This is a genomic window from Mesorhizobium sp. J18, assembly GCF_007829525.1.
In the GTDB taxonomy this organism is placed as follows: Bacteria; Pseudomonadota; Alphaproteobacteria; order Rhizobiales; family Rhizobiaceae; genus VLJP01.
Window position 1 is genome coordinate 132,024 of the sequence record NZ_VLJP01000012.1, and the last position, 23,261, is coordinate 155,284.

The 23,261-nt window shown below is 62.1% G+C and carries 27 protein-coding genes and 1 other RNA gene; 17 read left to right on the forward strand and 11 right to left on the reverse strand.

Annotated features, from left to right (window positions below; translation table 11 throughout):
• The first annotated feature begins 38 nt into the window (after window positions 1–38).
• The 4 genes from dapF to L598_RS06590 are packed head-to-tail and all read left to right on the forward strand — an operon-like array spanning window position 39 to window position 4,554.
• On the forward strand, window positions 39–920 hold the full coding sequence (dapF, locus tag L598_RS06575; RefSeq protein WP_144861171.1) for a diaminopimelate epimerase: 882 nt from the start codon (window positions 39–41) through the stop codon (window positions 918–920).
• The gene (mtaB, locus tag L598_RS06580) at window positions 920–2,203 is read left to right on the forward strand and encodes a tRNA (N(6)-L-threonylcarbamoyladenosine(37)-C(2))-methylthiotransferase MtaB (protein ID WP_144861172.1); all 1,284 of its coding nucleotides are present in this window, start codon (window positions 920–922) and stop codon (window positions 2,201–2,203) included. Before dapF ends, mtaB begins: the two co-directional genes overlap by 1 nt.
• 15 nt (window positions 2,204–2,218) lie before the next feature.
• Window positions 2,219–3,907, forward strand: coding sequence for a signal recognition particle-docking protein FtsY (ftsY, locus tag L598_RS06585; RefSeq protein ID WP_144861173.1), 1,689 nt, complete (start codon window positions 2,219–2,221; stop codon window positions 3,905–3,907).
• Window positions 3,907–4,554 carry a septation protein A gene (locus L598_RS06590; protein WP_144861174.1) on the forward strand — a complete coding sequence of 216 codons (648 nt, stop codon included), beginning with the start codon at window positions 3,907–3,909 and terminating at the stop codon, window positions 4,552–4,554. The genes ftsY and L598_RS06590 overlap by 1 nt, the downstream gene beginning before the upstream one ends.
• Here L598_RS06590 and L598_RS06595 read toward each other — a convergent pair.
• Genes L598_RS06595 through tsaD form a run of 5 tightly spaced genes read right to left on the reverse strand, consistent with a single transcriptional unit; the run spans window position 4,517 to window position 8,020 of the window.
• Window positions 4,517–5,260, reverse strand: a complete 744-nt coding sequence (locus tag L598_RS06595; protein WP_144861175.1) for a methyltransferase — start codon at window positions 5,258–5,260, stop codon at window positions 4,517–4,519. The two genes, L598_RS06590 and L598_RS06595, sit on opposite strands and share 38 nt — an antisense overlap.
• Window positions 5,215–5,640: an EVE domain-containing protein gene (locus L598_RS06600; RefSeq protein WP_144861176.1), complete on the reverse strand. Its 426-nt coding sequence runs from the start codon at window positions 5,638–5,640 to the stop codon at window positions 5,215–5,217. Before L598_RS06600 ends, L598_RS06595 begins: the two co-directional genes overlap by 46 nt.
• Window positions 5,640–5,936 (reverse strand): YciI-like protein, encoded by a 297-nt coding sequence (locus tag L598_RS06605; protein WP_144861177.1) that lies wholly within the window; start codon window positions 5,934–5,936, stop codon window positions 5,640–5,642. The genes L598_RS06600 and L598_RS06605 overlap by 1 nt, the downstream gene beginning before the upstream one ends.
• Window positions 5,937–5,948: 12 nt before the next feature.
• Window positions 5,949–6,941, reverse strand: coding sequence for an NAD(P)H-dependent glycerol-3-phosphate dehydrogenase (locus L598_RS06610; protein WP_144861178.1), 993 nt, complete (start codon window positions 6,939–6,941; stop codon window positions 5,949–5,951).
• Window positions 6,938–8,020 (reverse strand): tRNA (adenosine(37)-N6)-threonylcarbamoyltransferase complex transferase subunit TsaD, encoded by a 1,083-nt coding sequence (tsaD, locus tag L598_RS06615; RefSeq protein WP_144861179.1) that lies wholly within the window; start codon window positions 8,018–8,020, stop codon window positions 6,938–6,940. The genes L598_RS06610 and tsaD overlap by 4 nt, the downstream gene beginning before the upstream one ends.
• Before the next feature lie 89 nt (window positions 8,021–8,109).
• Between tsaD and hemC the strand changes: the two genes are divergently transcribed.
• The 6 genes from hemC to L598_RS06645 all read left to right on the forward strand — a co-directional run bounded on the left by hemC (window position 8,110) and on the right by L598_RS06645 (window position 14,336).
• Complete coding sequence (hemC, locus tag L598_RS06620; RefSeq protein ID WP_144861180.1) at window positions 8,110–9,039, forward strand: hydroxymethylbilane synthase; 930 nt, start codon at window positions 8,110–8,112, stop codon at window positions 9,037–9,039.
• On the forward strand, window positions 9,040–9,756 hold the full coding sequence (locus L598_RS06625) for a uroporphyrinogen-III synthase (RefSeq protein WP_144861181.1): 717 nt from the start codon (window positions 9,040–9,042) through the stop codon (window positions 9,754–9,756). It begins immediately after the preceding gene.
• Between the two features lie 105 nt (window positions 9,757–9,861).
• Entirely contained in the window at window positions 9,862–11,367 is a 1,506-nt protein-coding gene (locus tag L598_RS06630; RefSeq protein ID WP_144861182.1) for a phage tail protein, read from the forward strand.
• An 11-nt stretch (window positions 11,368–11,378) separates the two neighbouring features.
• Window positions 11,379–13,055 carry a heme biosynthesis protein HemY gene (locus L598_RS06635; RefSeq protein ID WP_144861183.1) on the forward strand — a complete coding sequence of 559 codons (1,677 nt, stop codon included), beginning with the start codon at window positions 11,379–11,381 and terminating at the stop codon, window positions 13,053–13,055.
• A 91-nt stretch (window positions 13,056–13,146) separates the two neighbouring features.
• Window positions 13,147–13,614, forward strand: a complete 468-nt coding sequence (locus L598_RS06640; RefSeq protein WP_144861184.1) for a TerB family tellurite resistance protein — start codon at window positions 13,147–13,149, stop codon at window positions 13,612–13,614.
• Between the two features lie 2 nt (window positions 13,615–13,616).
• A complete protein-coding gene (locus L598_RS06645; RefSeq protein WP_144861185.1) occupies window positions 13,617–14,336 on the forward strand; it encodes a glutamine amidotransferase in 720 nt (239 codons plus the stop codon).
• Window positions 14,337–14,358: 22 nt separating this feature from the next.
• Here L598_RS06645 and L598_RS06650 read toward each other — a convergent pair whose 3' ends face one another.
• A complete protein-coding gene (locus L598_RS06650; RefSeq protein ID WP_144861186.1) occupies window positions 14,359–15,549 on the reverse strand; it encodes a VWA domain-containing protein in 1,191 nt (396 codons plus the stop codon).
• A 136-nt stretch (window positions 15,550–15,685) separates the two neighbouring features.
• Here L598_RS06650 and L598_RS06655 point away from each other — a divergent pair, with 136 nt between their 5' ends.
• The gene (locus L598_RS06655) at window positions 15,686–16,066 is read left to right on the forward strand and encodes an STAS/SEC14 domain-containing protein (RefSeq protein ID WP_186444945.1); all 381 of its coding nucleotides are present in this window, start codon (window positions 15,686–15,688) and stop codon (window positions 16,064–16,066) included.
• Between the two features lie 19 nt (window positions 16,067–16,085).
• Here the strand turns inward: L598_RS06655 and L598_RS06660 are convergent, their stop codons facing one another.
• The 3 genes from L598_RS06660 to L598_RS06670 form a co-directional block, all read right to left on the reverse strand.
• Window positions 16,086–16,529 (reverse strand): GNAT family N-acetyltransferase, encoded by a 444-nt coding sequence (locus L598_RS06660; protein ID WP_144861188.1) that lies wholly within the window; start codon window positions 16,527–16,529, stop codon window positions 16,086–16,088.
• Window positions 16,530–16,640: 111 nt separating this feature from the next.
• Entirely contained in the window at window positions 16,641–17,480 is an 840-nt protein-coding gene (locus tag L598_RS06665; protein WP_144861189.1) for a MoxR family ATPase, read from the reverse strand.
• A 196-nt stretch (window positions 17,481–17,676) separates the two neighbouring features.
• The gene (locus L598_RS06670; RefSeq protein ID WP_144861190.1) at window positions 17,677–17,922 is read right to left on the reverse strand and encodes a hypothetical protein; all 246 of its coding nucleotides are present in this window, start codon (window positions 17,920–17,922) and stop codon (window positions 17,677–17,679) included.
• A 266-nt stretch (window positions 17,923–18,188) separates the two neighbouring features.
• Here L598_RS06670 and ssrS point away from each other — a divergent pair.
• From ssrS to L598_RS06690, 4 genes are all read left to right on the forward strand, one after another.
• Window positions 18,189–18,343, forward strand: a non-coding RNA gene (gene ssrS / locus L598_RS06675) — 6S RNA.
• 89 nt (window positions 18,344–18,432) lie between these two features.
• Window positions 18,433–19,011, forward strand: a complete 579-nt coding sequence (locus tag L598_RS06680; RefSeq protein WP_144861191.1) for a 5-formyltetrahydrofolate cyclo-ligase — start codon at window positions 18,433–18,435, stop codon at window positions 19,009–19,011.
• An 8-nt stretch (window positions 19,012–19,019) separates the two neighbouring features.
• A complete protein-coding gene (locus tag L598_RS06685; RefSeq protein WP_144861192.1) occupies window positions 19,020–19,850 on the forward strand; it encodes a TIGR00282 family metallophosphoesterase in 831 nt (276 codons plus the stop codon).
• 71 nt (window positions 19,851–19,921) lie between these two features.
• Complete coding sequence (locus L598_RS06690) at window positions 19,922–20,683, forward strand: TerC family protein (protein ID WP_144861193.1); 762 nt, start codon at window positions 19,922–19,924, stop codon at window positions 20,681–20,683.
• 102 nt (window positions 20,684–20,785) lie between these two features.
• Here the strand turns inward: L598_RS06690 and L598_RS06695 are convergent, their stop codons facing one another.
• Window positions 20,786–21,586, reverse strand: coding sequence for an MBL fold metallo-hydrolase (locus L598_RS06695; RefSeq protein ID WP_144861194.1), 801 nt, complete (start codon window positions 21,584–21,586; stop codon window positions 20,786–20,788).
• 184 nt (window positions 21,587–21,770) lie between these two features.
• Here L598_RS06695 and L598_RS06700 point away from each other — a divergent pair, with 184 nt between their 5' ends.
• On the forward strand, window positions 21,771–22,520 hold the full coding sequence (locus L598_RS06700; protein WP_144861195.1) for a YebC/PmpR family DNA-binding transcriptional regulator: 750 nt from the start codon (window positions 21,771–21,773) through the stop codon (window positions 22,518–22,520).
• The gene (locus L598_RS06705) at window positions 22,517–22,795 is read left to right on the forward strand and encodes a SelT/SelW/SelH family protein (RefSeq protein ID WP_144861196.1); all 279 of its coding nucleotides are present in this window, start codon (window positions 22,517–22,519) and stop codon (window positions 22,793–22,795) included. The genes L598_RS06700 and L598_RS06705 overlap by 4 nt, the downstream gene beginning before the upstream one ends.
• A gap of 133 nt (window positions 22,796–22,928) precedes the next feature.
• On the opposite strand, the gene rpmE is transcribed toward L598_RS06705, so the two are convergent.
• Complete coding sequence (gene rpmE / locus L598_RS06710; protein WP_144861197.1) at window positions 22,929–23,150, reverse strand: 50S ribosomal protein L31; 222 nt, start codon at window positions 23,148–23,150, stop codon at window positions 22,929–22,931.
• Between the last annotated feature and the right edge of the window lie 111 nt (window positions 23,151–23,261).

The window sequence follows — 23,261 nt, forward strand, 5'->3', positions numbered from 1 at the left end:
CCGCCATATAGGCGCCAAACCGGAATGATCGGTGCGCTATGGCGGTTGAGGTACAGTTCGCGAAGATGAACGGGCTCGGCAACGAGATCATTGTTGCCGATATGCGCGGTCGTGCGGACCGTGTGAGCCCCGCCGCGGCGGTTGCGCTCAATGCCGACCAGGCCACCCGGTTCGATCAGATCATGGCGATCCATGATCCGCGCACAAAGGGCACGGCGAACTACATAGAAATCATCAATTCCGACGGCAGCCAGGCGCAGGCCTGCGGCAATGGCATGCGATGTGTGGTGCAGGCGCTGGCTTCCGAAACCGGCCAAAGGATTTTTACTTTCGAAACCATGGCCGGCATCTTGAACGCCGAAGAACATGCGGATGGCTTGATCTCGGTCGATATGGGCAAGCCGCGTTTCGGCTGGCAGGATATTCCGCTGGCGAAGGAGTTCCGCGACACGCGCATGATCGAATTGCAGGTCGGGCCCGTCGTCGCGCCGGTGCTGGACTCTCCATCGGTCGCCTCCATGGGAAACCCCCACGCGATCTTCTGGGTGGAGGATGACGTGTGGAATTATGACCTGGAGCGGTTCGGGCCGATGCTCGAGCATCACCCGATTTTTCCCGAGCGCGCCAACATCACCATTGCACAGGTCAAAGGGCGTGACGCGCTGACGATCCGCACATGGGAGCGTGGCGCCGGGCTCACCAAGGCCTGCGGCTCGGCTGCTTGCGCAGCCGCCGTCTCGGCCGCCCGCACGGGCAGAACCGACCGCTCCGTTACCGTCACCGTTCCCGGCGGGCCGCTGCATATCGAATGGCGGCAGGACGATCACGTCGTCATGACCGGTCCGGCGGAATGGGAATTTTCCGGCCGCTTCGATCCCGAAACCGGGGCGTGGCAACGCGATGAAGAGGTCGTCGCCTGATGGCAGTCGAGGTCGTCACCTTCGGCTGTCGGCTCAATACTTACGAGTCGGAAGTCATGCGCCGCGAAGCCGAAGCCGCGGGGCTTGGGGAATTGACGGGCGGCGCAGTCGTAATCAATACCTGCGCCGTCACCGGCGAGGCGGTGCGGCAGGCCAAGCAGGCGATCCGCAAGGCGCGGCGTGACAATCCGCAGGCACGCATCATAGTCACCGGATGCGCCGCTCAGACGGATCCGCAAGGTTTCGGCGCGATGGAGGAAGTCGACCTCGTGCTCGGCAACGAGGAGAAGCTGAAGGCGCACAATTATCGCGCCTTGCCCGATTTTGGTGTCAATCAATTCGAGAAGGTGCGCGTCAACGACATCATGGGAGTGCGCGAGACCGCATCGCACATGGTGGACGCCATAGAAGGCAGGGCGCGCGCCTTCGTGCAGGTGCAGAACGGCTGCGATCATCGCTGCACCTTCTGCATCATCCCTTACGGCCGAGGCAATTCGCGCTCGGTACCCATGGGCGCGGTGGTGGATCAGGTGCGGCGGCTGGTCGAAAACGGTTATGCCGAAGTGGTGCTGACCGGGGTCGACCTGACCAGCTATGGCGCAGACCTGCCCGGAAAGCCGAGGCTTGGCCGGCTTGTGCAAGCTATACTGCACCAAGTGCCGGAACTGGCCCGGCTGCGGCTCTCATCCATCGATTCCATCGAAGCCGACGAGGGCCTGATGGAAGCGATCGCGGATGAGAAGCGCCTGATGCCGCATCTGCACCTGTCGTTGCAGGCCGGCGATGACATGATCCTGAAGCGCATGAAGCGCCGCCATCTGCGCGACGACGCCATCCGCTTCTGCGAGGATGTTCGGAAGCTTCGCCCCGATGTCATCTTCGGCGCCGACATCATTGCCGGTTTCCCGACAGAAACCGAGGAAATGTTCGAAAATTCCCTGCGCATCGTCGAGGAATGCGGGTTGACGCATCTGCATGTCTTCCCCTTCAGCCCGCGCGAGGGAACGCCCGCCGCGCGCATGCCACAACTGCCGCGCAAGTTGATCAAGGAGCGTGCCGCGCGCCTGCGCGAGGCAGGCGAGCGTGCCTATCGGGCGCATCTGAAGGCGCTTTCAGGCACCCGCCAACGCATTTTGATCGAGCGGGAAGGGCTCGGCCGGACGGAAGGCTTTACCCTCGCAGCGGTTCGAGAAGGAGTCCCGGGCGAGATCGTAGAAGCAGCAATCATCGGTGACGATGGGGCGCGGCTTCTGGCCGAAGCATTGCGTGCAGAGGCAGCCTGAGGCTATGTCGATCTGATGGCATTCGGTCTCATCAAGAAGATTTTCTCCTTCGGCAAGAAGGCGATTGAAGAGGTTCCCGCGGACGGAATGGAAGCGGCCCAGCTTCCCGCGTCCGAGCCCGCGCGCCCTGAAACTCCGGGAAACGAGCCCGCGCCGGGACCACGCCCGCAGGAGCCGCCACCGGCAGAACCGGAGACCCCTGAACCGCCGAAGGAACCTGAACCGGTCCCTGCACCAGAGCCGGAAACCGCGCCGCCTCCAGAACCGGAGCAGGTGCCAGCGCCAGTGCCACAGGAAGTCCCGACACCGGCGCCCGAGAGACCTGCGGAAGTGCCGCCGGAACCGCGACCGGTGCCGGAAGTCCCGATTGAGAAGCCGGAGCCTGCGCCCGAGCCGTCGCATCTCGAAGAGCTCCTTGCGCGCGAGCCTGGGACCTCGGCGGAGTCGTCCGCTGAAATGCCTTCCAAGCGGGAGCTGGAACCCCAGAACGAGCCGTTGCCGGAGGAGCCGGAACCATCGCCGCCGGAAGAGCTGCCTGTCAGACAGGAAGCGCCAGAGACCGAGGCACCTGCGCCAGGCCTGCCCGTGGACGAGGAACCCGTCGAAGGCGATCGCCCGGATGCGGTAGAGGAAGAAGTGTTCGACCAGGAACAGCTCGTCCCGGAGGCTTCCGCCATTCCCGAGCTCCCGATTCCGGCTGAGCCGCGACCAGCGGGCAAGGTCACCGTTTCGAGAACCGTCGAGCGGCGTGAGGAGCCTGTACAGGCGGAGCCGCAAGCCGCGCCGCGTCTGTCCTGGCTGCAGCGCATGCGTCAGGGGCTTTCCCGGTCTTCACGCGAGCTTGCCGACAGCATTTCCGGCGTCTTCACCAAGGGCCGTCTGACGGACGAGATAATGGAGGATCTGGAGGATGTCCTGATCCGTGCCGATCTCGGCGTCGAAACGGCAATGCGCATCACCGACAAGCTCGCTTCCGGCCGCTACGGGCGACAAACGACGGAGGCCGACGTGCGCGCCGTGATGGCCGAGGAGATCACGAAGGTGCTCGATCCGGTCGCCTTGCCGCTCGAGCTCGATCTTTCGCACAAGCCGCATGTGATCCTCGTCGTCGGTGTGAACGGCACGGGCAAGACCACGACGATCGGCAAGCTCGCCGCCAAGCTGACTCAGGGCGGGCTTTCGGTCATGCTGGCGGCTGGCGACACCTTCCGTGCCGCGGCGATCGAACAGCTGAAGATCTGGGGCGAGCGGACCGGTTCGCCCGTGATATCCTCGAAGCTCGGCGCCGATGCGGCGGGCCTTGCCTGGGACGCCTATGTGAAGGCCAGGGAGGCGGGCTCCGACGTGCTCATCATAGACACGGCCGGCCGGCTGCAGAACAAGGCCGAGCTGATGGCCGAACTGGAAAAGATCGTCCGTGTGCTCGGCCGCCACGATCCGGATGCGCCCCATACGGTGCTGCAGACGGTGGATGCGACGACCGGACAGAACGCCCTCAATCAGGTCGAAATCTTCCGCAATGTTGCTGGCGTGAACGGGCTGGTAATGACCAAGCTGGACGGCACGGCGCGTGGCGGCATCCTGGTTGCGATCGCCGCCAAGCACAAGCTGCCGGTCTATTTCATCGGCGTCGGCGAGCAGGTCGACGATCTCGAACCCTTTTCCGCAAGCGATTTTGCCAAGGCGATCGCAGGAGTCCAATAATGGCCAACCACATTTTCGAGCGCGACCCGACCGATCCCAAGCGCAAGGAGATGAACCCGCTGCTCAAGCTGGCCCTGGAGCTGGGGCCGCTCCTGATCTTCTTCTTCGCCAATGCGCGGGGCGAGTGGATCGTCGCTCAATTTCCGGCGCTCGGTGCTCTCGGCGGACCGATCTTCCTTGCCACCGGACTGTTCATGGCCGCCACCGCTATCGCGCTTGCCGTCTCCTGGGTGCTGACGCGATCGCTGCCGATCATGCCGCTGGTGTCGGGCGTGGTCGTTTTCGTGTTCGGCGCGCTGACGCTTTATCTGCACAACGACACTTTCATCAAGATGAAGCCGACCATCGTCAACACGCTGTTTGGCGCGCTGCTGCTTGGCGGGCTCGCCTTCGGCAAGTCGCTGCTGGGCTATGTCTTTGATTCCGCCTTCAAACTGGATGCGGAGGGCTGGCGCAAGCTGACATTGCGTTGGGGTCTGTTCTTTCTGTTTCTGGCCGTTGTCAACGAGATCGTCTGGCGCTCCTTCTCGACAGACGCATGGGTCGCCTTCAAGGTATGGGGCATCATGCCGATCACCCTTGTCTTCACCATGAGCCAGATGCCGCTGATCATGCGCCACACGGTTGAGGAGCCGTCGGGGAAATAGGTCGAGCGAGGCGCCAGACCGTGGTGCGCTTGACTTCCGAATCTTCCAGTAGACGCGTTACCGGGACTTCATAAACGGCGAGCCGCTCCAGACCTGAATTCGGCAGATAGCTTCGGCCGGGATCTCCAATGAGAATGGTCACGCCTTTCCGGTGCAGCTCTTCGAACCAAGGCACCAAGTGCCCGGCCAGCACTTTGTCGTAAAAGACATCGCCGGCGAGAAGCACATCCCAATCGCCCTTTTTACCGATGAGGTTGGCGGCGGTGAAGCCGATCTCCACCTGATTGGCGGCCGCATTGAGGCGGACTGCCGTTTCGCAGAAGGGATCGGTGTCGGCTGCCATGACGCTTTGCGCACCGGCCATTGCAGCAGCGATGGCGACCAGCCCTGAACCGCTGGCGAAATCGAGCACATGGCGGCCTGCTACAAGTTTCGGGTGGTCCAGTATGCAGCGGGCGAGACCTTGCCCTCCTGCCCATGCGAAAGCCCAGAAGGGCGGCGGCAGGCCGATCTCCTGGAGCTCTTCTTCCGTCTTGTGCCACAGATCATGGACCTCGTCCGCCAGATACAGGCGGATTTCCGGCACATGCGGCGGAGCCATCAGGCTGGTATTGCCGAGGATGAATGCCTCGGCATCTTCGGGCGTGATCCTGCGGGCGTTCACTGCGCCGGATCGAGCCCGCCCATGCGGCAGACCTCGATCCATTCCTCCTTCGTGACCGGTTGCACCGAAAGGCGCGAATTGTTGACGAGCACCATCTCCTTGAGCTTTGGATTGGCCTTGATGTCCTTCATCGTAACGGGCTTCGGCATATCCCTCACGGCGCGGACGTCGACGCATTCCCAGCGCTCGTCATCCGTTGTGGTGTCGCGATGGGCAAGCGCGCAGACCTCGACAATGCCGACCACTTCAAGGCCCTCGTTGGAATGATAGAAGAAGCCGAGATCGCCGATCTTCATTGCACGCATATTGTTGCGTGCCTGGTAGTTGCGTACCCCGTCCCATTGCTGGCCGGCGTCACCTTTCTTCTTCTGCATCTCCCAGGACCAGGTCGAGGGCTCGGACTTGAAGAGCCAGTATGCCATCACGCTTTCTCCGGACTGTTGAACACCCAGTTCCAGGGATGGATCTCGACGGATGCGAAAAGGCCTGCGCGTGCATAAGGATCGGCATCGGCAAGCGCCTGCGCAGCATCATGATCGTCCGCTTCGATCATCACCAGACTGCCGCAGGGTTTGCCTTCAGCGTCGAGGAACGGTCCGGCGAATTTCAGCTTTCCCTCTTCGTTGAGCCCATTCAGATAAGCCACATGGTCCGGTCGCGTGTCGAGCCGTGTCTGGAGTCCGCCGGGCTTGTCCTTGCAGATGATGGCAAACAGCATTTCAATTCCCTCCTAAATATCGTCCTCGCTCTTCAATGGCCGCGACAATAGCAGCCTTGTCGCATCATCGACCGTGATCTCGCCGCGCAATATGCGGTCCACGATGTCGGTGATCGGCGCATCTATCCCGCGCTCGCGCGTGATGCGCGCCGCGATGCCAGCCGTCGCCACGCCCTCTGCCAGCGGCAGCCCGGCCAGATTTTCCTTGCGGCCGAGCGCAAGGCCATAGGCGAAATTGCGCGACTGGGACGAATTGCAGGAGAGGATCAGATCGCCGAGCCCGGAAAGACCCAACAGGGTCTCGGGCCGTGCGCCCAGGGCAGCGCCGATGCGCCTCAATTCGACGAAGCCGCGCGTGACGATGGCCGCCTGCGCGCTGGCGCCGAGATTGGCGCCCGAAGTCGCGCCGGCGGCGATGGCCATGACATTCTTCAGGGCGCCGCCGATCTCCACGCCGATCAGGTCGTCGGTGGAGTAGCAACGGAAATGCGGCGTGCTGAGAAGGGCGGCGAGTTCGGCCGCCAGACCCGCATTGGCAGCCGCGACCGTCACGGCCGTCGGCAGGCCGCGCGCAACGTCGGATGCAAAGCTTGGGCCGGAGAGCGCGCCGACCGGATTTTGCGGAAGGATATCGGACGCGACGGCAGACAGCAGCTTGCCGCTTTGCCGGTCTATCCCCTTGGCGCAAAGCACGAGGGGGGCGCCGGAGGGAATGCGATCCTTGAGGCCGTCAAGCACGGTGTGGAGGGTCTGCGCCGGCGTCACCATGAGGATGCAGTCGGCGCCACGCAGGGCAGCAGCGGCATCCTGGGTCGCAGTCAGCCTGTCGTCGAGCCGGAGGTCCGGCAGGTAGCGCGGGTTTACATGGCGTTCATTGATGGCCGCGACCGTTGCGGCGTCGCGCCCCCACAGCCGGACATCGTGGCCAGCGCGCAGCATGGTCATGCCCAGGGCCGTGCCCCAGGCGCCGGTTCCCATAATCGCAATGGTCTTTCCCGTCCTCATGCCTTGGCTCCGCGCCGGCCGGAGCCGATCATGGGCTCGGCCTCCATGTCGAGGGGCCACCGAGACCGTGGCGCGAATGCAAAGGGATCGTCCTCCGTAAGGCCTGCTTCGAGCCGTTCGAGACCTGCCCAGGCGATCATGGCGGCGTTGTCGCCACAAAGGACGGCCGGTGGAGCAACCAGGCGGAAACCGTGTGAGACGCAAAGACCATCCAGGGCGTCCCGGATTTCACGATTTGCAGCCACGCCGCCGGCTACGACCAGAACGGGTTCGGAAATCGCAGGAAACATGTCCCGGAAGCGTCCGAGGCTGCGGCCGACACGTTCTGCCAGGGTTTCTGTCACGGCACGCTGAAAGGAGGCACAGATATCGGCAATCGCTTTTTCATCAAGCGGTTCGAGTTCGCTTGCCGCCTTGCGCACGGCGGTCTTGAGGCCGGAGAAGGAAAAATCGGGGCGGCTTTCGCCCTTGAGGGGACGGGGAAAGGCGAAGCGCGTCGGATCGCCCTCCTTGGCCGCCTTCTCTACGCTCGGCCCTCCCGGATATGGCAGGCCGAGGTGCTTGGCGGTTTTGTCGAAAGCCTCGCCGAGCGCGTCGTCTATCGTGGTCGCCCAGCGCGCATAGCGGCCAACACCGGTTACGAGCAAGATCTGCGTATGCCCGCCGGAAACGAGCAGGAGCAGGTAGGGAAATTCCAGCCGGTCGGTCAGGCGGGCGGTCAGGGCATGGCCTTCCAGATGGTTGATCGGCAGGAGCGGCTTGCCGGCTGCGGCAGCTATCGCCTTGGCCGTCGTCAGCCCGACGATGAGGCCGCCGATCAGGCCGGGTCCGGAGGTGGCGGCGACCGCGTCGATGTCGGAAAGCCCGAGGCCGGCCTGCGACAATGCGGCTTCAATCACGCCGTCCAGTGCCTCGACGTGAGCGCGGGCTGCGATTTCCGGCACGACGCCGCCAAAAGCTGCGTGATCCTCGATCTGGCTGAGCACCACGTTGGAAAGAATGGAGGGTGCGCTGCCGGCATCGACGACCGCCGCAGCGGTCTCGTCGCAACTCGTCTCTATTCCGAGCACGCGCGTCATTCCGTCCGACTGTCCTTTGTTGATGGTCCGCAATTTCCGGGTTAGGGCTGGCACCCCGCCCGAATGGGGGTTATCACGGACGCAGTAGCATGCAAACCGATGTGATTAGAATAGGGACGCGCGGCAGTGCCCTGGCGCTTGCCCAGGCCGCGGAAACACGCGCGCGCCTGATGACGGCCCATGCCTTGCCTGAAGAGGCCTTCGATATCGTGGTGATCTCCACCAGCGGCGATCGTATTCAGGACCGGTCGCTTGCGAATGCCGGCGGCAAAGGCTTGTTCACCAAGGAACTGGAAGAGGCGCTTTTCGACAACCGCATCGATCTTGCCGTGCATTCCTCAAAGGACATGCCGACGATATTGCCGGACCGGCTGGAGATATCCGCCTTCCTGGAGCGTGAGGATGTTCGCGATGTCTTTATCGGCCGCGCGGCGAAGCGTCTGGAAGACCTGCCTCAAGGCGCAAAGCTCGGCACATCGTCGCTGCGCCGCCAGGCGCTCGCATTGCGGATGCGGCCGGACCTGAATGTCAGCCTGTTCCGCGGCAATGTGCAGACCCGACTGAGCAAGCTCGAAAACGGTGAGGCCGAAGGCACGCTGCTCGCCCTTGCCGGCCTGAAGCGACTGCAACTGGAAAGCGTGGCGAGTGAAGTGCTGCCGGTCGAGCGCTTCCCGCCGGCGCTCGGGCAGGGTGCGATCTGTATCGAAAGCCGCATCGGCGACGAGCGCATCCGGAAGCTGGTCGATGCCATTCATCATGAGGAAACCGGCATCGCGCTCGCTTGCGAGCGCGCATTCCTGGCCGCCTTGGACGGGTCGTGCCGGACGCCCATCGCCGGTCATGCCGCCGTCGTAGGCAGCCGACTGGAATTCCATGGCATGATCCTGACACCGGACGGCAGCCAGGCGCATGAGGTCGCGGCAAAAGGCCCGGTCTTGGATGCGGCGTGGATCGGTACCGATGCGGGCTCGCGCGTTCGAGACAAAGCCGGTACGAGTTTCTTCGAAGGCTGGGGATGAATGCGCCGCATACTGGTCACGCGCCCGGAGCCGGGAGCTTCCGACACTGCCCGGCGGCTTGAAGCAGCCGGTTTCGAACCGGTGAAGCTGCCGTTGACGCGGATCGAGGCCATTGTCCCCGAGAGGATTCCCGATCCTTCGGATTATGACGTGGTGGCGGTGACCAGCGCCAATGCCCTGCACCATGCGGGGACGGCTCTCATCGGCAGCATGGCGGGGCGCAGATGTTATGCTGTCGGAACGCGCACGGCGGAGGCTGCGAGCCGGGCCGGACTTGCGGTCCAGGTCGCCGGCCACGGAGATGCCGAAACGCTGGCGAAGGCCATCGTCACGGCCGAGCCCGGAGGAAGGATAGCCTATCTTTGCGGACGCGTGCGGCGCGATTCCTTCGAGCGCATATTGGGCGAGAACGGGCTTCGGGTTGAAGCGATCGAAACTTATGACACTCTGCCAGTCGACTATCCGTCAGAAGCTCTTTCGGTGGCGACGGACGGGAACCCGATCTGGGGCGCGCTTGTTTACTCGGTTGCGGGTGCGCTAGGGCTCAGGGAACTGGTCGCAGCGCATAAGGCGGATCCGGTTTTCGCACGGATGAGGTTCTTTTGCATATCGCGGCGTGTTGCCGATGCGCTTGCGCGCAATGGGCAGGGTCCGGTTCATATTGCGGAGCGCCCCGCCGAAGAGGCGATGCTACGATTGCTGACGTCTGTCGATTGAGGTGGAAGGTCACCTTTTCATCAGATGTCTGTATGATACGACAGACCTGATCCAAGCCGCGCCGTCACGGCGCCCGTTGAAATCACACGAGCACGGAGTTCCGTGATGGTCAAGACGCCTCAGACGCGCCATTCCAAGACGAAAAGGGAGCCGGTGACGATCGATCTCGATCCGGAAACCGTCAAGCGCGTTCCGCAAGGGGCGGAGAAGGCCACATCGGCCAAGAATCCGAAGGAAGCCGCGGAAGCCAAAAAGGAATCGGCGGATAGTCCGGCGAGTGCCGCAAGGCCATCGCAGGCGGAGGCTTCCAGGCCTGAAACCAAACCGGAGCAGAAGGCATCCGTATCCGGCACTGCGTCCACGGCCACGAGCAAGACTGCTGCAACCGGAACATCTCCTTCTTCTGCAAAGGAGGAAGCCAAACCCTCCGCGACAGGCACGGCCTTTTCAGGGAGTGCAACGGGAGGAGCAACGAAGCCTGGGGAGCAGAAAGCCGAACCGGCGGCGCGTGAAAAACCAGGTGCGGGGGCATCACTCGCGGCCGGCGTGGCGGGCGGTGTGATCGCGCTGTTGTTGGGCGGCGCTCTGCAATGGGCAGGCCTGGTGCCGACCCCGGCGCGGAACACAGAGGATTCGTCGGCGGAACTGGCCTCGCTGAGACAGGAACTATCTGCCGCTCAGAGCCAGATCGCCGAGGTCCGGGAACTGGCGAGTGCGCCCGCTGGTTCGAGCGGAGAAGAACTTGCTCAAGCCAGCGAACGGATCGGTCAATTGGAAAACAGTGTAGACACTTTGCGCGGTGATCTGGATCAGCTCCAATCTGCCGTCGAGTCGGGCGGGGCGGGCGAGAGTGCCGGCCTTGACGCGCTTCAAACCCGGATTGCGGAGCTGGAAACAAAGGTGGGCGGCCTGGCCCAGACAGACGGCGCGGCACCGGATGCCGCCGCGATTGCAGAGCGGATTGCCGGTATCGAGCAGCAGATAGGCTCGGTGAACGAGGCTGCTTCCTCGGCCTCCTCCGCGGCAGCGATGAATGCCGAACGTCTGTCGGCGCTGGAGAGTGAGTTGAAGGCTCTCGGCGAGCAGGTGGCCGCGCAGGACGAACAGCCGCGCATGGCGCGCATCGTGGCGGCCTCCGCGCTCAAATCGGCGGTCGAGAGCGGATCATCCTTTACGGATGAACTCGAGACCTATGCCGCCATCGCGACGGACGATCCGAGCATCGAGGCGTTGCGGCCCTTTGCTGCCGAAGGCATTCCGACCCATGCAGCACTTTCGGCCGAGGCTTCGCAGGCCGCAAAGCAGATGCTCGTCGCGACGCGACCGGCGACTCAGGACGGCGGTGTGGTCGACCGACTGATGGCGAGCGCCCGCTCTCTGATCACGGTTCGTCCGGTCGGCAATGTCGAGGGCGATGATCCCGCGTCGATTGTCGCGCGCATGGAAACGGCGGTGACGGATGGCGACTATCAGCGCGCACTGTCGGAATATGAGAAGCTGCCGGAAAATGCGAAGACGGCTGGCGCGGAATTCGCCGACAAGCTGAAAGCCCGGCTGGCCGCTGACAAGGTTGTCGACAAAGCGCTGTCCGATGCGCTCAAGCCGGCCTGAGGATAGTGTCGATGTTCCGTATCCTGTTCTATCTGATCATCGTTTTTCTTCTCGGCCTCGGCTTCGCCTGGCTGGCGGAGAGGCCTGGCGATCTTGTGCTGACCTTCGGCGGCTACCGTTACGAGGTGTCATTGATGGTCGCCGCTGTCGCCGTTGCGGCGATCGTCGCGACCGTCATGATCCTGTGGTGGCTGGTGCGCTCGCTCTGGAACAGCCCCTATGCCGTGGCGCGGTATTTCCGGGTACGGCGTCGCGATCGCGGTTATCAGGCACTTTCCACGGGCATGATCGCGGCGGGAGCAGGTGATGGGGGGCTCGCCCGACGCATGGGGCGCCAGGCATCGAAGCTGATCGATTCCGACAGGGAGCCGCTGCTCCATCTGCTCGATGCGCAGGCCGCGCTTCTGGAGGGCGATCACGATACGGCGCGCAAGCGGTTCGAGGCCATGCTCGATGATCCGGAGATGCGACTTCTGGGCCTGCGAGGTCTCTATATCGAGGCGGAACGTCTCGGCGACCGCAGCGCAGCGCATCATTACGCGGACCGCGCCGCCGAGATCGCGCCGCAACTCGGCTGGGCCGTCAATGCGACCATGGAAGCGAGAACCGAACAGGGTGACTGGGATGGCGCGCTGAAGCTGGTCGGCGCGCAGAAGGCATCGGGGCAGGCCGATCGCGCAGCCGCGGCGAGGAAGCGCGCCGTGCTGCTCACCGCAAAGGCCATGGCGGATGCCGATACCGATCCGGCGGCGGCACGGGTCGCTGCACTGGAAGCAAACAGACTGCAACCGGAGTTCATTCCCGCCGCGCTCATCGCGGCAAAGCTGCTCTTCCGGCAGGACGAGTTGCGCAAAGGGTCGAAGATTCTGGAGACAGTGTGGAAAAAGGAGCCGCATCCGGAGGTTGCCGATCTTTACGTTCATGCCCGCTCCGGCGATGCCGCCCTGGATCGTTTGGCGCGCGCAAGAAAGCTGCAAAGCCTGAGGCCGAACAATGCCGAATCGGAACTGGCGGTGGCGCGTGCCGCTCTCGATGCGGGCGAATATCAGCTGGCCCGGGTGGCGGCGGAGGCTGCAATCCGCATCTCGCCGCGGGAGGGCGCGTATCTGCTGCTCGCCGATATCGAGGAGGCCGAGACCGGCGATCAGGGTCGCGTACGGCAATGGCTCGCAAAGGCGGTCCGCGCTCCGCAGGACCCCGCCTGGGTCGCCGACGGGCATGTTTCGGACAAATGGGCTCCATGCTCGCCGGTGACGGGGCGTCTCGACGCTTTCGAATGGCGCGTGCCCATGGAACGGCTTGGGCAGGTGGTGGAGGCGGACGAAGATTTCGCGACGGCTCCAGGGAAAACCGTCGCGCTGCCCGCGATCCGGGAAGAAAACAAGCCGGATATCGTCGAAGTGGAAGAGGCCACGTCAGGGAAGCCGCAAGCCACGACGCAAAAGCCCCCCATGACAAAGGCAAGCAATGGCGCGGACAAAGGCCCGGCGGCTCCCTCGGAGAGCGAGACAGACGCAAGTTCCGGCATGGATGGCGCAGCAGATGCCGAGCCGGCAATGTCCGAGCCGGCGCCGAAACCTGCCGACCGGCGGGAAGCCGCTCCCGAACCGCCCCGGCCTCCGGACGATCCCGGCGTGGATGAGGAAGAAAAGCCGGAGGAAACCGAGCGCCGGTTCCGGTTGTTCTGATCGAAGATGCCGCGTAAGACTCTAGGTCCTGACCTAGAGAGCCCCTTGTCCGCTGCGCTCTGCGGCAGACCAGTCATCGTCAAGGATGCGGATGTTCGACCGTCTTCTTTCGTTCCTCAAGAATCTTCCCGGCAATGGAGCAAACAGGCGCCTTTCGGCCGATGATGATCCGCGCGTGGCCGCTGTCGCGCTTCTCTTCCATGTGATGGACGCCGACGGAATCCGGAATGAGGAAGAGAGGAAGCGCCTCAAGACGGCGCTTACCAATGCCTACGGTCTCAAGGGCGGTGAACTTGATGCGCTGATGCGGGCGGGAGAGATGGCAGATCGGGAAGCCGTCGATCTCTATGCCTTCACCAGCGTCATAAAACGGCATCTGGACGAGGATGCCCGTGCCGAGTTCATTCGCATCATGTGGGAAGTGGTGCTTGCGGATGGCGACCTTCATGAACTGGAGGACAATCTCGTCTGGCGGGTCGCGGAACTGATCGGTATCGACAGCCGGGAGCGGATCGCGCTGCGCCAGCAGGTCCAGAAGAAGGCGAGCGAGCAGTCCTGAGCATGCAGAAGAGGGGTACGCAACCGAAGATCCTGGTCGTCCTGCATCAGGAACTGTCCAGCCCAGGTCGCGTCGGGCAAATGCTGGAGGCCGAGGGCTTCAGCCTGGATATCAGGCGTCCGCCGCTTGGAGATCCGCTGCCCGACACGCTTGCCGAGCATCGTGGCGCGATCGTGTTCGGCGGTCCGATGAGCGCCAACGACCATGACGAATTCGTGCGCCGGGAGACCGAATGGCTGTCAGTCCCGCTCATGGAGGACAAGCCGTTCCTGGGCATTTGTCTGGGTGCCCAGATGCTGGTCAATCATCTCGGCGGGCAGGTGAAGAGCCATGACGACGGCCTGGTCGAGATCGGCTGGTATCCGCTCAAGGCGACCGAGGAAGGGCGGCAGATGATGCACTGGCCCGAAATGGTCTATCAGTTCCATCGCGAGGGCTTCTCCCTGCCGAAGGATGCAGTCCTGCTTGCCACTGCCGATACTTATCCCAACCAGGCTTTCCGCTATGGTCGCAATGCCTGGGGCATTCAGTTTCATGCCGAACTGACCAGGGCGATGATGCAGCGCTGGGTCGTTCGCGGCGCGCATCGCTTCGTGCTTCCGGGCGCGCAGCAGGGCCGCGATCACTTGGGCGGCCGCCTTGTCTGGGACATGCATCTGAAGAAGTGGCTGGGCGAATTCCTGGAGATGGTATTCGGCCGCGCCGAAACATCGGCAGAATGATCCCATCTGAGGTTATCTCGCTCTAATGCCGGTGGGAAAGTTCGCGCGTGGCCTCCTCGATGCCGGCCAGCGTCAGCGGGTACATTCTCCCTGCGAAGAGCTCCCGGATTATCTTGATGGAATGCGTATAGCTCCAGTGCTGCTCCCTGACAGGGTTGAGCCAGATCGCGTTCGGCCATTGCGCGAGCACGCGCTGCAGCCAGACAGCACCGGCCTCCTGGTTCCAATGCTCCACCGAACCGCCGGGATAGGCAATCTCGTAAGGGCTCATCGAGGCGTCGCCGACGAAGATCACCTTGTAGTCATGCCCGTATTTGTGAAGGACGTCCCAGGTCGGAATCACTTCCGAATGGCGCCGCCGATTGTCCTTCCATACGCCCTCGTAGAGGCAGTTGTGGAAATAGAAATATTCAAGGTGCCGGAATTCGGCATGGGCAGCCGAGAACAGCTCCTCCACAATCCTGACGTGATCGTCCATCGAACCGCCCACATCGAAGAACATCAGCAGCTTGACCGCGTTGCGCCGCTCCGGCCGGGTCTGCACGTCGAGGTAACCATGCTCGGCGGTAGCCTTGATGGTGCCCGGCAGGTCGAATTCCTCCTCGGCGCCCTCGCGAACCCAGCGCCGCAGCCGTTTCAGGGCGACCTTGATGTTGCGCGTGCCGAGTTCGACGGAGTCGTCGAAATTTCGGAACTCCCGCTTGTCCCACACCTTGACCGCGCGGCGGTGACGGCTCTCGTGCTGGCCGATGCGCACGCCTTCGGGATTGTAGCCATAGGCGCCGAAGGGCGAGGTGCCGGCGGTGCCAATCCATTTCGAGCCGCCCTGATGGCGTCCTTTCTGCTCCTGAAGGCGCTTCTTCAGCGTTTCCATCAGCTTCTCGAAACCGCCCAGTGCCTCGACGAGCTTCTTCTCCTCCTCCGTCAGATGCTTCTCCGCGAGCCGGCGCAGCCATTCCTCGGGCAGATTCGCAACATCCAAGGCGGCTTCGCCTGAAACCGCTTCCACGCCGTTGAAGACGTGAGAAAAGAGCTGATCGAAGCGGTCTATGTGGCGCTCATCCTTAACCAGCACAGAGCGGGCAAGGTAGTAGAAGCCCTCGACGTCATAGGTAACGAGATCGGCTTCCATCCCTTCGAGCAGAGTCAGGTATTCCCGCAGGGAAACCGGGATTTTTGCGGCTTTCAACTCCAGGAAGAAGGGAATGAACATATGAGCTTCTTAGCGATTTCACCGAGCGACGGGAAGGGCCGACGCCATATGGATGCGAACCATCATGCGCCTTTTGCGTTCCCTGTATAGGCTGGCGTATAGGCCGGGGGTTGCCATTTGGACAGGAGATGCGGCCATGATCGAATTCGAAGCTGCAACCGACCATGTGCTTTCCTTCCGCGCGGAAGGCAAGCTGACAAAGATCGACATCCAGGCAGTGGTGCGGAAAATCGACGAGAAACTGGCGCGTCATGACAGGATCGGGTTGGTGAGCGACGTTACCAAGCTCGACGGCATGACCCTGGACGGGATGGCCGAGGATCTCCGGGCGGAGCTGAAATATCTCGGCAAGTGGCACAGGTTTCCCCGATTGTCGCTGATCGCCACCGAAGGCTTCATCAAGAGCGCGGCACAGATATTCGACAAAGTACTGCCGCAGGTGGAGATACGCGTCTTCGAACCGGCGCAACGGGAGCAAGCCATCGCATTTGCTGCCGAAGCAGGCGAGGCGGCATAAACCGAGCGATGCTCGGAACCTATCTCTGATATTTTATGAACGGCGTCTTTCTTGCCACGCGGTCATATAACCGACGCGCCGTGTGATTGAATTCCTGGGTCGTCCAGTAGACAGCGCCCGCACCCAGTCTGTCCGCCTCCGCGTAGACCGCCTCGATGAGGGCTCGGCCAACGCCCTTGCCGCGCATTTGCGGGTCAGCGAAAAGATCCTGAAGGTAGCAATTGTTCTTCTCCGACCAGCAGGTGCGGTGCATGAGGTAGTGGACCAGTCCCACGGGGCTTCCTTCGACGATCGCCAGCATGCCGTTCGGCTCGAATTCGCCCTCAGTGAACAGCCGCCGCCACGTCGTTTCGTAGACGACTTCGGATACGGACGTCTCGTAGAACTCCAGATAGGCAGTCCACAGGCGGCGCCATTCGGCATGATCGGATCGTTCGACAGGACGGACAGTAACGGCGGTCATCGGCAAGCTTTCCTTCAGGCTGCTGCGAAAGTGCAGCATCCTTGCCGAGGGGCATGGTTTTGCCAACGGTCCAGAAGCCGGATATCGGCTGGCCTATGGCCAGGCCGGCACTCACCCCTGCCGCCGCGCCATGAACGCCAGCCTCTCGAAGAGATGGACGTCCTGTTCATTCTTGAGCAGGGCACCGTGCAGCTTCGGCAAGGCATTTTTCGGATCGGCGCGCAGGTCTTCCGGCTCGACGTCCTCGGCAACGAGCAGCCTGATCCAATCGAGCGCTTCGGAGGTGGAAGGCTTCTTCTTGAGGCCCGGCACTTCGCGTATTTCGTAGAATTGGGTCAGTGCCGCGCGCACGAGATTCTGCTTGATGCCCGGATAGTGCACCTCGACGATCCTGGCCAGCGTTTCCGCGTCCGGGAACCGGATATAGTGAAAGAAGCAGCGGCGCAGGAAGGCATCGGGCAACTCCTTCTCGTTGTTCGAGGTGATGATGACGATCGGGCGAAGCTTCGCCCGGACGGTCTCCCCCGTTTCGTAGACGAAGAACTCCATGCGATCGAGTTCCTGCAGGAGGTCGTTCGGAAATTCGATATCGGCCTTGTCGATCTCATCGATGAGAAGCACAACGCGCTTTTCGGCTGCGAAGGCTTCCCACAATTTGCCGCGCTTTATGTAGTTGCGGATGTCGTTGAAGCGTTCGTCTCCGAGTTGGCTGTCGCGAAGACGCGATACTGCGTCATATTCATACAGGCCCTGTTGGGCCCGCGTCGTTGATTTGACATGCCACTCGATCAGTTCGAGACCGAGTGCCGCGGCCACCTGCCGCGCCAGCTCGGTCTTGCCGGTTCCCGGCTCGCCTTTGACGAGCAATGGCCGTTCAAGAGCGATGGCCGCGTTAACGGCGACCATGAGATCCTTGTCGGCGACATAATCCGCCGTTCCTTCAAAACGCATCCGCTGACCCTTGAAAAATGAATCCGCGGAGACCCTAAGGAGCAAGGGAGCGGCGCGCAAGTGTGGTGTGGAGCTTCTCCGGAGAGAGGGAAACCTGTCCGGCTGATGCCGAAAACAGAACGCCCGCGCCGGGGATGGAGGCGCGGGCGTTAGGGAGCGGCGACCTTGAGATCGTCGCTCCGGTATCCACTATGTCTCAGCGGCCATAATTTTCGCTATGGACCGGGTTCGACTGAACCGACGAACCGGCGCCGATGCCGCGGTCCGAACGAACCGTATGGGTCGTCACCAGATCGACACCATCGGCCCTTGGGGCATTGTCGTTGTTGAGGCTCTGCTCGACGGCAGCATCATAGTTGCCGACATAAACGGGAGCCTCCTGGGCGGCAGCAATACCGGTCAGTCCCAAAACGGCGACAGAGGCGATGAGAAAGCTTTTCATGATATTCGTCCTTCTAGAAATACGGACCCTCGGAACCCGGCATCCGCCAGCAAACCAAGGGCGTCCCTTCTTGTCGTGACGGCTCCAATGCCGTTCTTCGACGAGGGTTAGGTGTGCCTTTGAAGGCTTATGTGCAAAGCACAATTTGTTGAGTCGCCGCTCTCGGATTTTTTACCGCCCGCAGGTTGAAAGGCCTTAGGCGATACCTATTAGCCGCCTGATTAAATCTCTGGCGGAATGCTTGCAGGGCTCCTATATTCCGCCCCGGCGGTCTGCGCTTCACGACAGGAGAAACTTTCCCCGGGGCCTTATTGATCCCAAGGGAGCTGTCCCTGATTGGACCCGTGGGTTCTTTCATACGGCGCCCACCTACTTTGTAGGCGCCCGGGATCACCTCTCCATCGGTTGCCGCGGATCGCTCCGCACTTCTTCGCTGCGCTGGGCGGCTTCCTTGACGGGCCGGCAAACATCGGCTTCCCTGCCGCGCGGCGAATTGATCTTCGAGACAGGATGAGCAGAGCACTCAAGAGGCAATTGCGGGCCGAGGCGCTTTCGCGGCGTGATGCTCTCGATCCGGTGTGGCGGGTGGAAGCCTCCCTCGGGATTGCCGAAGCGGCTGACAGCTTCGAGATTGAGCCGGGACAGATCGTCTCCGGTTTCTGGCCGATGCGGTCGGAGGTGGACATCCGTCCGCTCATGGCCGCGCTGCGCGACCGTGGCGCCCGGCTGTGCCTGCCCGCCATCATCGACAAGACGACGATCGTCTTCCGCGAACTCGTGCGGGGGGCGGAGATGGTCGAGATGAGTTTCGGAACCAAGGGACCGGCGGAAGGCGCCGAGATCCTGAATCCTTCCCTTATGCTTATACCGCTTGCCGCGTTTGACGGCAGGGGGCACCGCATCGGCTATGGCGGAGGCTACTATGATCGGGCCATCGAGAGGCTGAGGCGGAAAGGTCATGCGCCGCGGCTCGTCGGCGTCGCCTTCGATTGCCAGGAAGTGGAGCGCGTTCCTGACGAGGGACATGATATCATCATTCCCGAAATGCTTACCGAAAGCGGCTTGCGTCGCCTTGCACCATCCCTGTAGATGATCCAATGAGGCTACTTTTTCTCGGCGATATGGTAGGCCGTTCGGGCCGAACGGCGGTTTGGCAGAGACTTCCCGGCCTGATCTCCGATTTCAAGCTGGACTTCGTCGTCGTCAATGGTGAGAACGCGGCTGGTGGCTTCGGCATCACCGAGGAAATTTTCCGCGAGACCCTGAATGCCGGGGCAGACGTGGTGACGACCGGAAATCATGTCTGGGACCAACGCGAAGCTCTGGAATTCGCGCCGCGCCAGGATCGTTTCCTGCGCCCGGCGAATTTCCCCAAGGGCACGCCAGGCCGCGGCTCCGGCGTCTTCATGGCTCGCAACGGCGCGCGCGTGCTCGTCTCCAACATCATGGGACGCGTCTTTATGCATCCCGAACTCGACGATCCGTTCCAGCGCGTCGAGGAGGAACTGGCGGCTTGCCGGCTTGGCGAGCAGGCCGACGCCATCGTCATCGATTTTCATGCCGAGGCGACATCTGAGAAGATGTGCTTCGCACATTTCGTCGACGGCCGCGCCAGTTTCGTGGTCGGAACGCATACTCACCAGCCAACGGCCGACCACCAGATCCTCAATGGCGGAACGGCCTATATCTCGGATGCTGGCATGTGCGGCGACTACGATTCGTCGCTGGGCATGGACAAGGAGGAACCATTGAACCGCTTTCTCTCCAAAGTACCGAAAGGCCGTTTCGAGGCGGCCGCAGGCTTGGCGACAATCTGCGGGGTCGGCGTCGATATATCCGATCGCACCGGCCTTGCGGAGAAGATTGCCCCGCTTCGGCTTGGACCGAGGCTGGAAGAAACTATACCGTCGTTCTGGCAGGGACATTGACGGGCGCTGCCCGCGTTCCTACCTGACGGCGAATACTTCGCTGACCCGCAATTTTTTCCACGGGCCCCGCCATGGACTGGTTTCTCTCCCATTTCGATTTCGTCTCCAATCCCGAGGCATGGATCGCCCTCGTGACGCTGGTCGTCATGGAGATCGTCCTCGGCATCGACAATCTGATCTTCATTTCAATCCTCACAAACAAGCTGCCCCAGGAGCAGCAGAAGATGGCGCGGCGGCTGGGCATCAGCGCCGCACTGATCCTGCGGCTGGCGCTCCTGGCAACCATTTCCTTTATCGTTCAGTTGACGACGCCGCTTTTCGAACTTTTCGGACACGGTTTCTCATGGCGCGATCTCATACTGATTGCCGGCGGCCTCTTCCTTGTCTGGAAGGCGACGAAGGAAATTCATCATTCCGTCGATCCGGCCGACGGCAAGGAGAACATGGTCGGCACGGTCACGCTCTCAATGGGCGCGGCCATTTTCCAGATCCTGCTTCTCGATCTCGTCTTCTCGATCGACTCCATCATTACGGCCGTTGGCATGACGGACGAGATTGCCATCATGTTCATTGCAGTCATCGCGGCCGTCACCGTCATGCTTCTGGCGGCCGAGCCATTGTCGCGCTTCATCGCCAACAATCCGACGATCGTGATGCTGGCACTCGGTTTCCTTCTGATGATCGGCATGACGCTGATAGCGGACGGCTTCGGCTTCCATGTGCCGAAAGGCTACATCTACGCCGCCATGGGCTTCTCGGCGCTGGTCGAGGCCCTCAACATGCTGGCGCGCCGCAAGCGCAGGCTAGACAAGGAAGGCGGCGGCACGCACTGACGCGCTGCCTCCTCTGTTTGCAGCGAAGGCATTGTTTCGAACGCGTTCTGGCGTCTCGGGGTGATGCTTTGCATGCGCTCCGGCGCGGAGCGTGGGAGAGCCTTACACCCCGTCCAGGATCAGGATGGTGGGCCGTCGCGGCAGGCTTGCCATGGAGACCGTGAACGAGCGCCCGTCCCGGAAATCGACGTTGAAGCCTTCGCCCATCATCGCAGTGAATTCGCCCAGCGGTGTGGCATGGCGATGCATGGGCAGCACGATCGAGGAATGCAGACGCTGCGTGATCTCCGTCATGCCCGACAATGACATTGTCAGCCCACCATCGATGGGAACCATGACGATGTCGAGACGTCCGATTGCCGCGTAATGCTCGTTTTCCAATCGATGATGCAGATGGCCAAGATGGCCTATGCACAACCCCGCCACTTCGAAAATGAAGATCGAATTGCCATCCTTCTCCATCTCGCCCCAGCGGCGGATGTCTGTCGGGACGTTGCGAATATAGACGTCGTCGATGACGAGAGCATGTTTTGCCGGCCCGCCTTCCGGGTTCCAGCCCCGCAAGATATGCTCGATCCGCGGATCAGGCGTTTCCGTGAAGTGGGTGGAATGCGCCTTGTTCATCGTGACGACGCGCGGCGGCGGCTCGGCACCATAGTAGCCGCTGAAATCCGTGGCGATGCGCACGCCTTCGGGCGTCTCGATGACATAGGTCGAATGGCCGGCATAGCTGATCGTCACTTCGCCGGAACCGGCAGCGACCGGTTGATGGCCGACGAAAATAGCGTCCGGCAGCGTCTGGGCCATGGCAAGACAATTGCTGGGAATAGGCTCTTCCTGAGCCAGGGTGGCTGGTACTGTGAAAAAAGCGGTTACGAAAGCAAAAAGGCGGAATGCGTGCATGGGCAGTCCCCTTGTGTCCCTAACCGCATCCTAGTCGACAAGTCCGCCTCGTGACGCTCAAAGCAAAACCGCACCGTTCACGTTTTCGCGAGCATGTGCCCGATGCCCTTCTGGACGCGCGGGGGCATTTTCACTATAAGCGCGCCATTCCGAAACAGATCGAAATTTTCCGAGCAGGAGCCCCATGGCAGGTCATTCCCAGTTCAAGAACATCATGCACCGCAAGGGCCGTCAGGACGCGGCCAAGTCGAAGATGTTTTCCAAGCTGGCGCGCGAGATCACCGTCGCGGCCAAAGCCGGCCTGCCTGATCCCGACATGAATCCGCGCCTGCGCCTCGCCGTTCAGAACGCCAAGGCGCAATCCATGCCGAAGGATAATATTGAACGCGCCATAAAGAAGGCCTCGGGCGGCGACGCGGAGAATTATGAAGAGGTGCGCTACGAGGGATACGGCCCGGGCGGTGTCGCCATCATCGTCGAGGCATTGACCGACAACCGCAACCGTACGGCTTCCAATGTCCGTGCCGCCTTCACCAAGGCGGGCGGTTCGCTCGGCGAAACCGGGTCTGTCTCCTTCATGTTCGATCGTGTTGGCGAGGTCGTCTATCCCACGAGTGCCGGCGATGCGGAAAAGGTGATGGAGGCCGCCATCGAGGCCGGCGCTGAGGACGTCCAATCAGACGAGAACGGCCATGTCATCACCTGCGCTTTCGAAGACATAGGCGAGGTCACGTCCGCCCTGGAAGGAACGCTGGGCGAGGCCGAATCCGTCAAGACTGTGTGGCGCCCGCAGACCGGCACGCCCGTGGACGAGGAACGCGCGCAGTCCATCCTCAGGCTAATCGCCACTCTCGAAGACGACGACGACGTGCAGAACGTTTATGCGAATTTTGAGGTGGACGACGAGACCATGGCACGGCTCAGCGCCGCATGAGCTCGACGCACCGGATCACCATCACTTATTGCACGCAATGCCAGTGGCTGTTGCGCGCGGCCTGGATGGCGCAGGAACTGCTCTCCACCTTCGGACCCGAGCTTGGGGAAGTGGCGCTTATCCCTGGCACCGGCGGGATTTTCGAGATCACCTGCAATGGTGAACTCATCTGGGAGCGCAAGCGGGACGACGGTTTCCCGGAGGCCAAGGTGCTGAAACAGCGTGTCCGGGACATCATCGACCCTGAACGCGATCTGGGTCATAGCGATCGCTAGAAGTCTGTATCGAGCGCCAGGATCGAGCAGGCGGGGGCGGCAGGGCCTGCCCGTTGGAACATTATGCAGCAGCCACGGCCAAAACGAAAAAACCCGCCTCGAGGGCGGGTTTCGGGATTGATCCAGGGCAGTTTCAGATGCCAAGACCTTCGTAACGCTTCTTGAACTTGGAAACGCGGCCGCCGCGATCGACCAGCGTCTGCTGGCCTCCCGTCCATGCCGGATGGGTGGTCGGATCGATATCGAGCTGGAGCGTGTCGCCTTCCTTGCCCCAGGTCGAGCGCGTCTCGAATTCGGTTCCGTCGGTCATGACGACCTTGATAGTGTGGTAATCGGGATGGATATCGGCTTTCATGGGTCTCTGTCCTGCGTTTCGGGGGCGATGCGCAGCCTGCGGCAAAGTCGCCCACACTGAAAACTTGAAGCCGCGGCCAATGAAGGCTACGGCTTCCGAAACTTCGGCGTG

Coding starts and splice junctions, on each gene's coding strand:
- dapF (WP_144861171.1), top strand. CDS start 39: ATGGCGGTTGAGGTACAGTTCGCGAAGATGAACGGGCTCGGCAACGAG.
- mtaB (WP_144861172.1), top strand. CDS start 920: ATGGCAGTCGAGGTCGTCACCTTCGGCTGTCGGCTCAATACTTACGAG.
- ftsY (WP_144861173.1), top strand. CDS start 2,219: ATGGCATTCGGTCTCATCAAGAAGATTTTCTCCTTCGGCAAGAAGGCG.
- L598_RS06590 (WP_144861174.1), top strand. CDS start 3,907: ATGGCCAACCACATTTTCGAGCGCGACCCGACCGATCCCAAGCGCAAG.
- L598_RS06595 (WP_144861175.1), bottom strand. CDS start 5,260: ATGGATCGAGGTCTGCCGCATGGGCGGGCTCGATCCGGCGCAGTGAAC.
- L598_RS06600 (WP_144861176.1), bottom strand. CDS start 5,640: ATGGCATACTGGCTCTTCAAGTCCGAGCCCTCGACCTGGTCCTGGGAG.
- L598_RS06605 (WP_144861177.1), bottom strand. CDS start 5,936: ATGCTGTTTGCCATCATCTGCAAGGACAAGCCCGGCGGACTCCAGACA.
- L598_RS06610 (WP_144861178.1), bottom strand. CDS start 6,941: ATGAGGACGGGAAAGACCATTGCGATTATGGGAACCGGCGCCTGGGGC.
- tsaD (WP_144861179.1), bottom strand. CDS start 8,020: ATGACGCGCGTGCTCGGAATAGAGACGAGTTGCGACGAGACCGCTGCG.
- hemC (WP_144861180.1), top strand. CDS start 8,110: ATGCAAACCGATGTGATTAGAATAGGGACGCGCGGCAGTGCCCTGGCG.
- L598_RS06625 (WP_144861181.1), top strand. CDS start 9,040: ATGCGCCGCATACTGGTCACGCGCCCGGAGCCGGGAGCTTCCGACACT.
- L598_RS06630 (WP_144861182.1), top strand. CDS start 9,862: ATGGTCAAGACGCCTCAGACGCGCCATTCCAAGACGAAAAGGGAGCCG.
- L598_RS06635 (WP_144861183.1), top strand. CDS start 11,379: ATGTTCCGTATCCTGTTCTATCTGATCATCGTTTTTCTTCTCGGCCTC.
- L598_RS06640 (WP_144861184.1), top strand. CDS start 13,147: ATGTTCGACCGTCTTCTTTCGTTCCTCAAGAATCTTCCCGGCAATGGA.
- L598_RS06645 (WP_144861185.1), top strand. CDS start 13,617: ATGCAGAAGAGGGGTACGCAACCGAAGATCCTGGTCGTCCTGCATCAG.
- L598_RS06650 (WP_144861186.1), bottom strand. CDS start 15,549: ATGTTCATTCCCTTCTTCCTGGAGTTGAAAGCCGCAAAAATCCCGGTT.
- L598_RS06655 (WP_186444945.1), top strand. CDS start 15,686: ATGATCGAATTCGAAGCTGCAACCGACCATGTGCTTTCCTTCCGCGCG.
- L598_RS06660 (WP_144861188.1), bottom strand. CDS start 16,529: ATGACCGCCGTTACTGTCCGTCCTGTCGAACGATCCGATCATGCCGAA.
- L598_RS06665 (WP_144861189.1), bottom strand. CDS start 17,480: ATGCGTTTTGAAGGAACGGCGGATTATGTCGCCGACAAGGATCTCATG.
- L598_RS06670 (WP_144861190.1), bottom strand. CDS start 17,922: ATGAAAAGCTTTCTCATCGCCTCTGTCGCCGTTTTGGGACTGACCGGT.
- L598_RS06680 (WP_144861191.1), top strand. CDS start 18,433: ATGAGCAGAGCACTCAAGAGGCAATTGCGGGCCGAGGCGCTTTCGCGG.
- L598_RS06685 (WP_144861192.1), top strand. CDS start 19,020: ATGAGGCTACTTTTTCTCGGCGATATGGTAGGCCGTTCGGGCCGAACG.
- L598_RS06690 (WP_144861193.1), top strand. CDS start 19,922: ATGGACTGGTTTCTCTCCCATTTCGATTTCGTCTCCAATCCCGAGGCA.
- L598_RS06695 (WP_144861194.1), bottom strand. CDS start 21,586: ATGCACGCATTCCGCCTTTTTGCTTTCGTAACCGCTTTTTTCACAGTA.
- L598_RS06700 (WP_144861195.1), top strand. CDS start 21,771: ATGGCAGGTCATTCCCAGTTCAAGAACATCATGCACCGCAAGGGCCGT.
- L598_RS06705 (WP_144861196.1), top strand. CDS start 22,517: ATGAGCTCGACGCACCGGATCACCATCACTTATTGCACGCAATGCCAG.
- rpmE (WP_144861197.1), bottom strand. CDS start 23,150: ATGAAAGCCGATATCCATCCCGATTACCACACTATCAAGGTCGTCATG.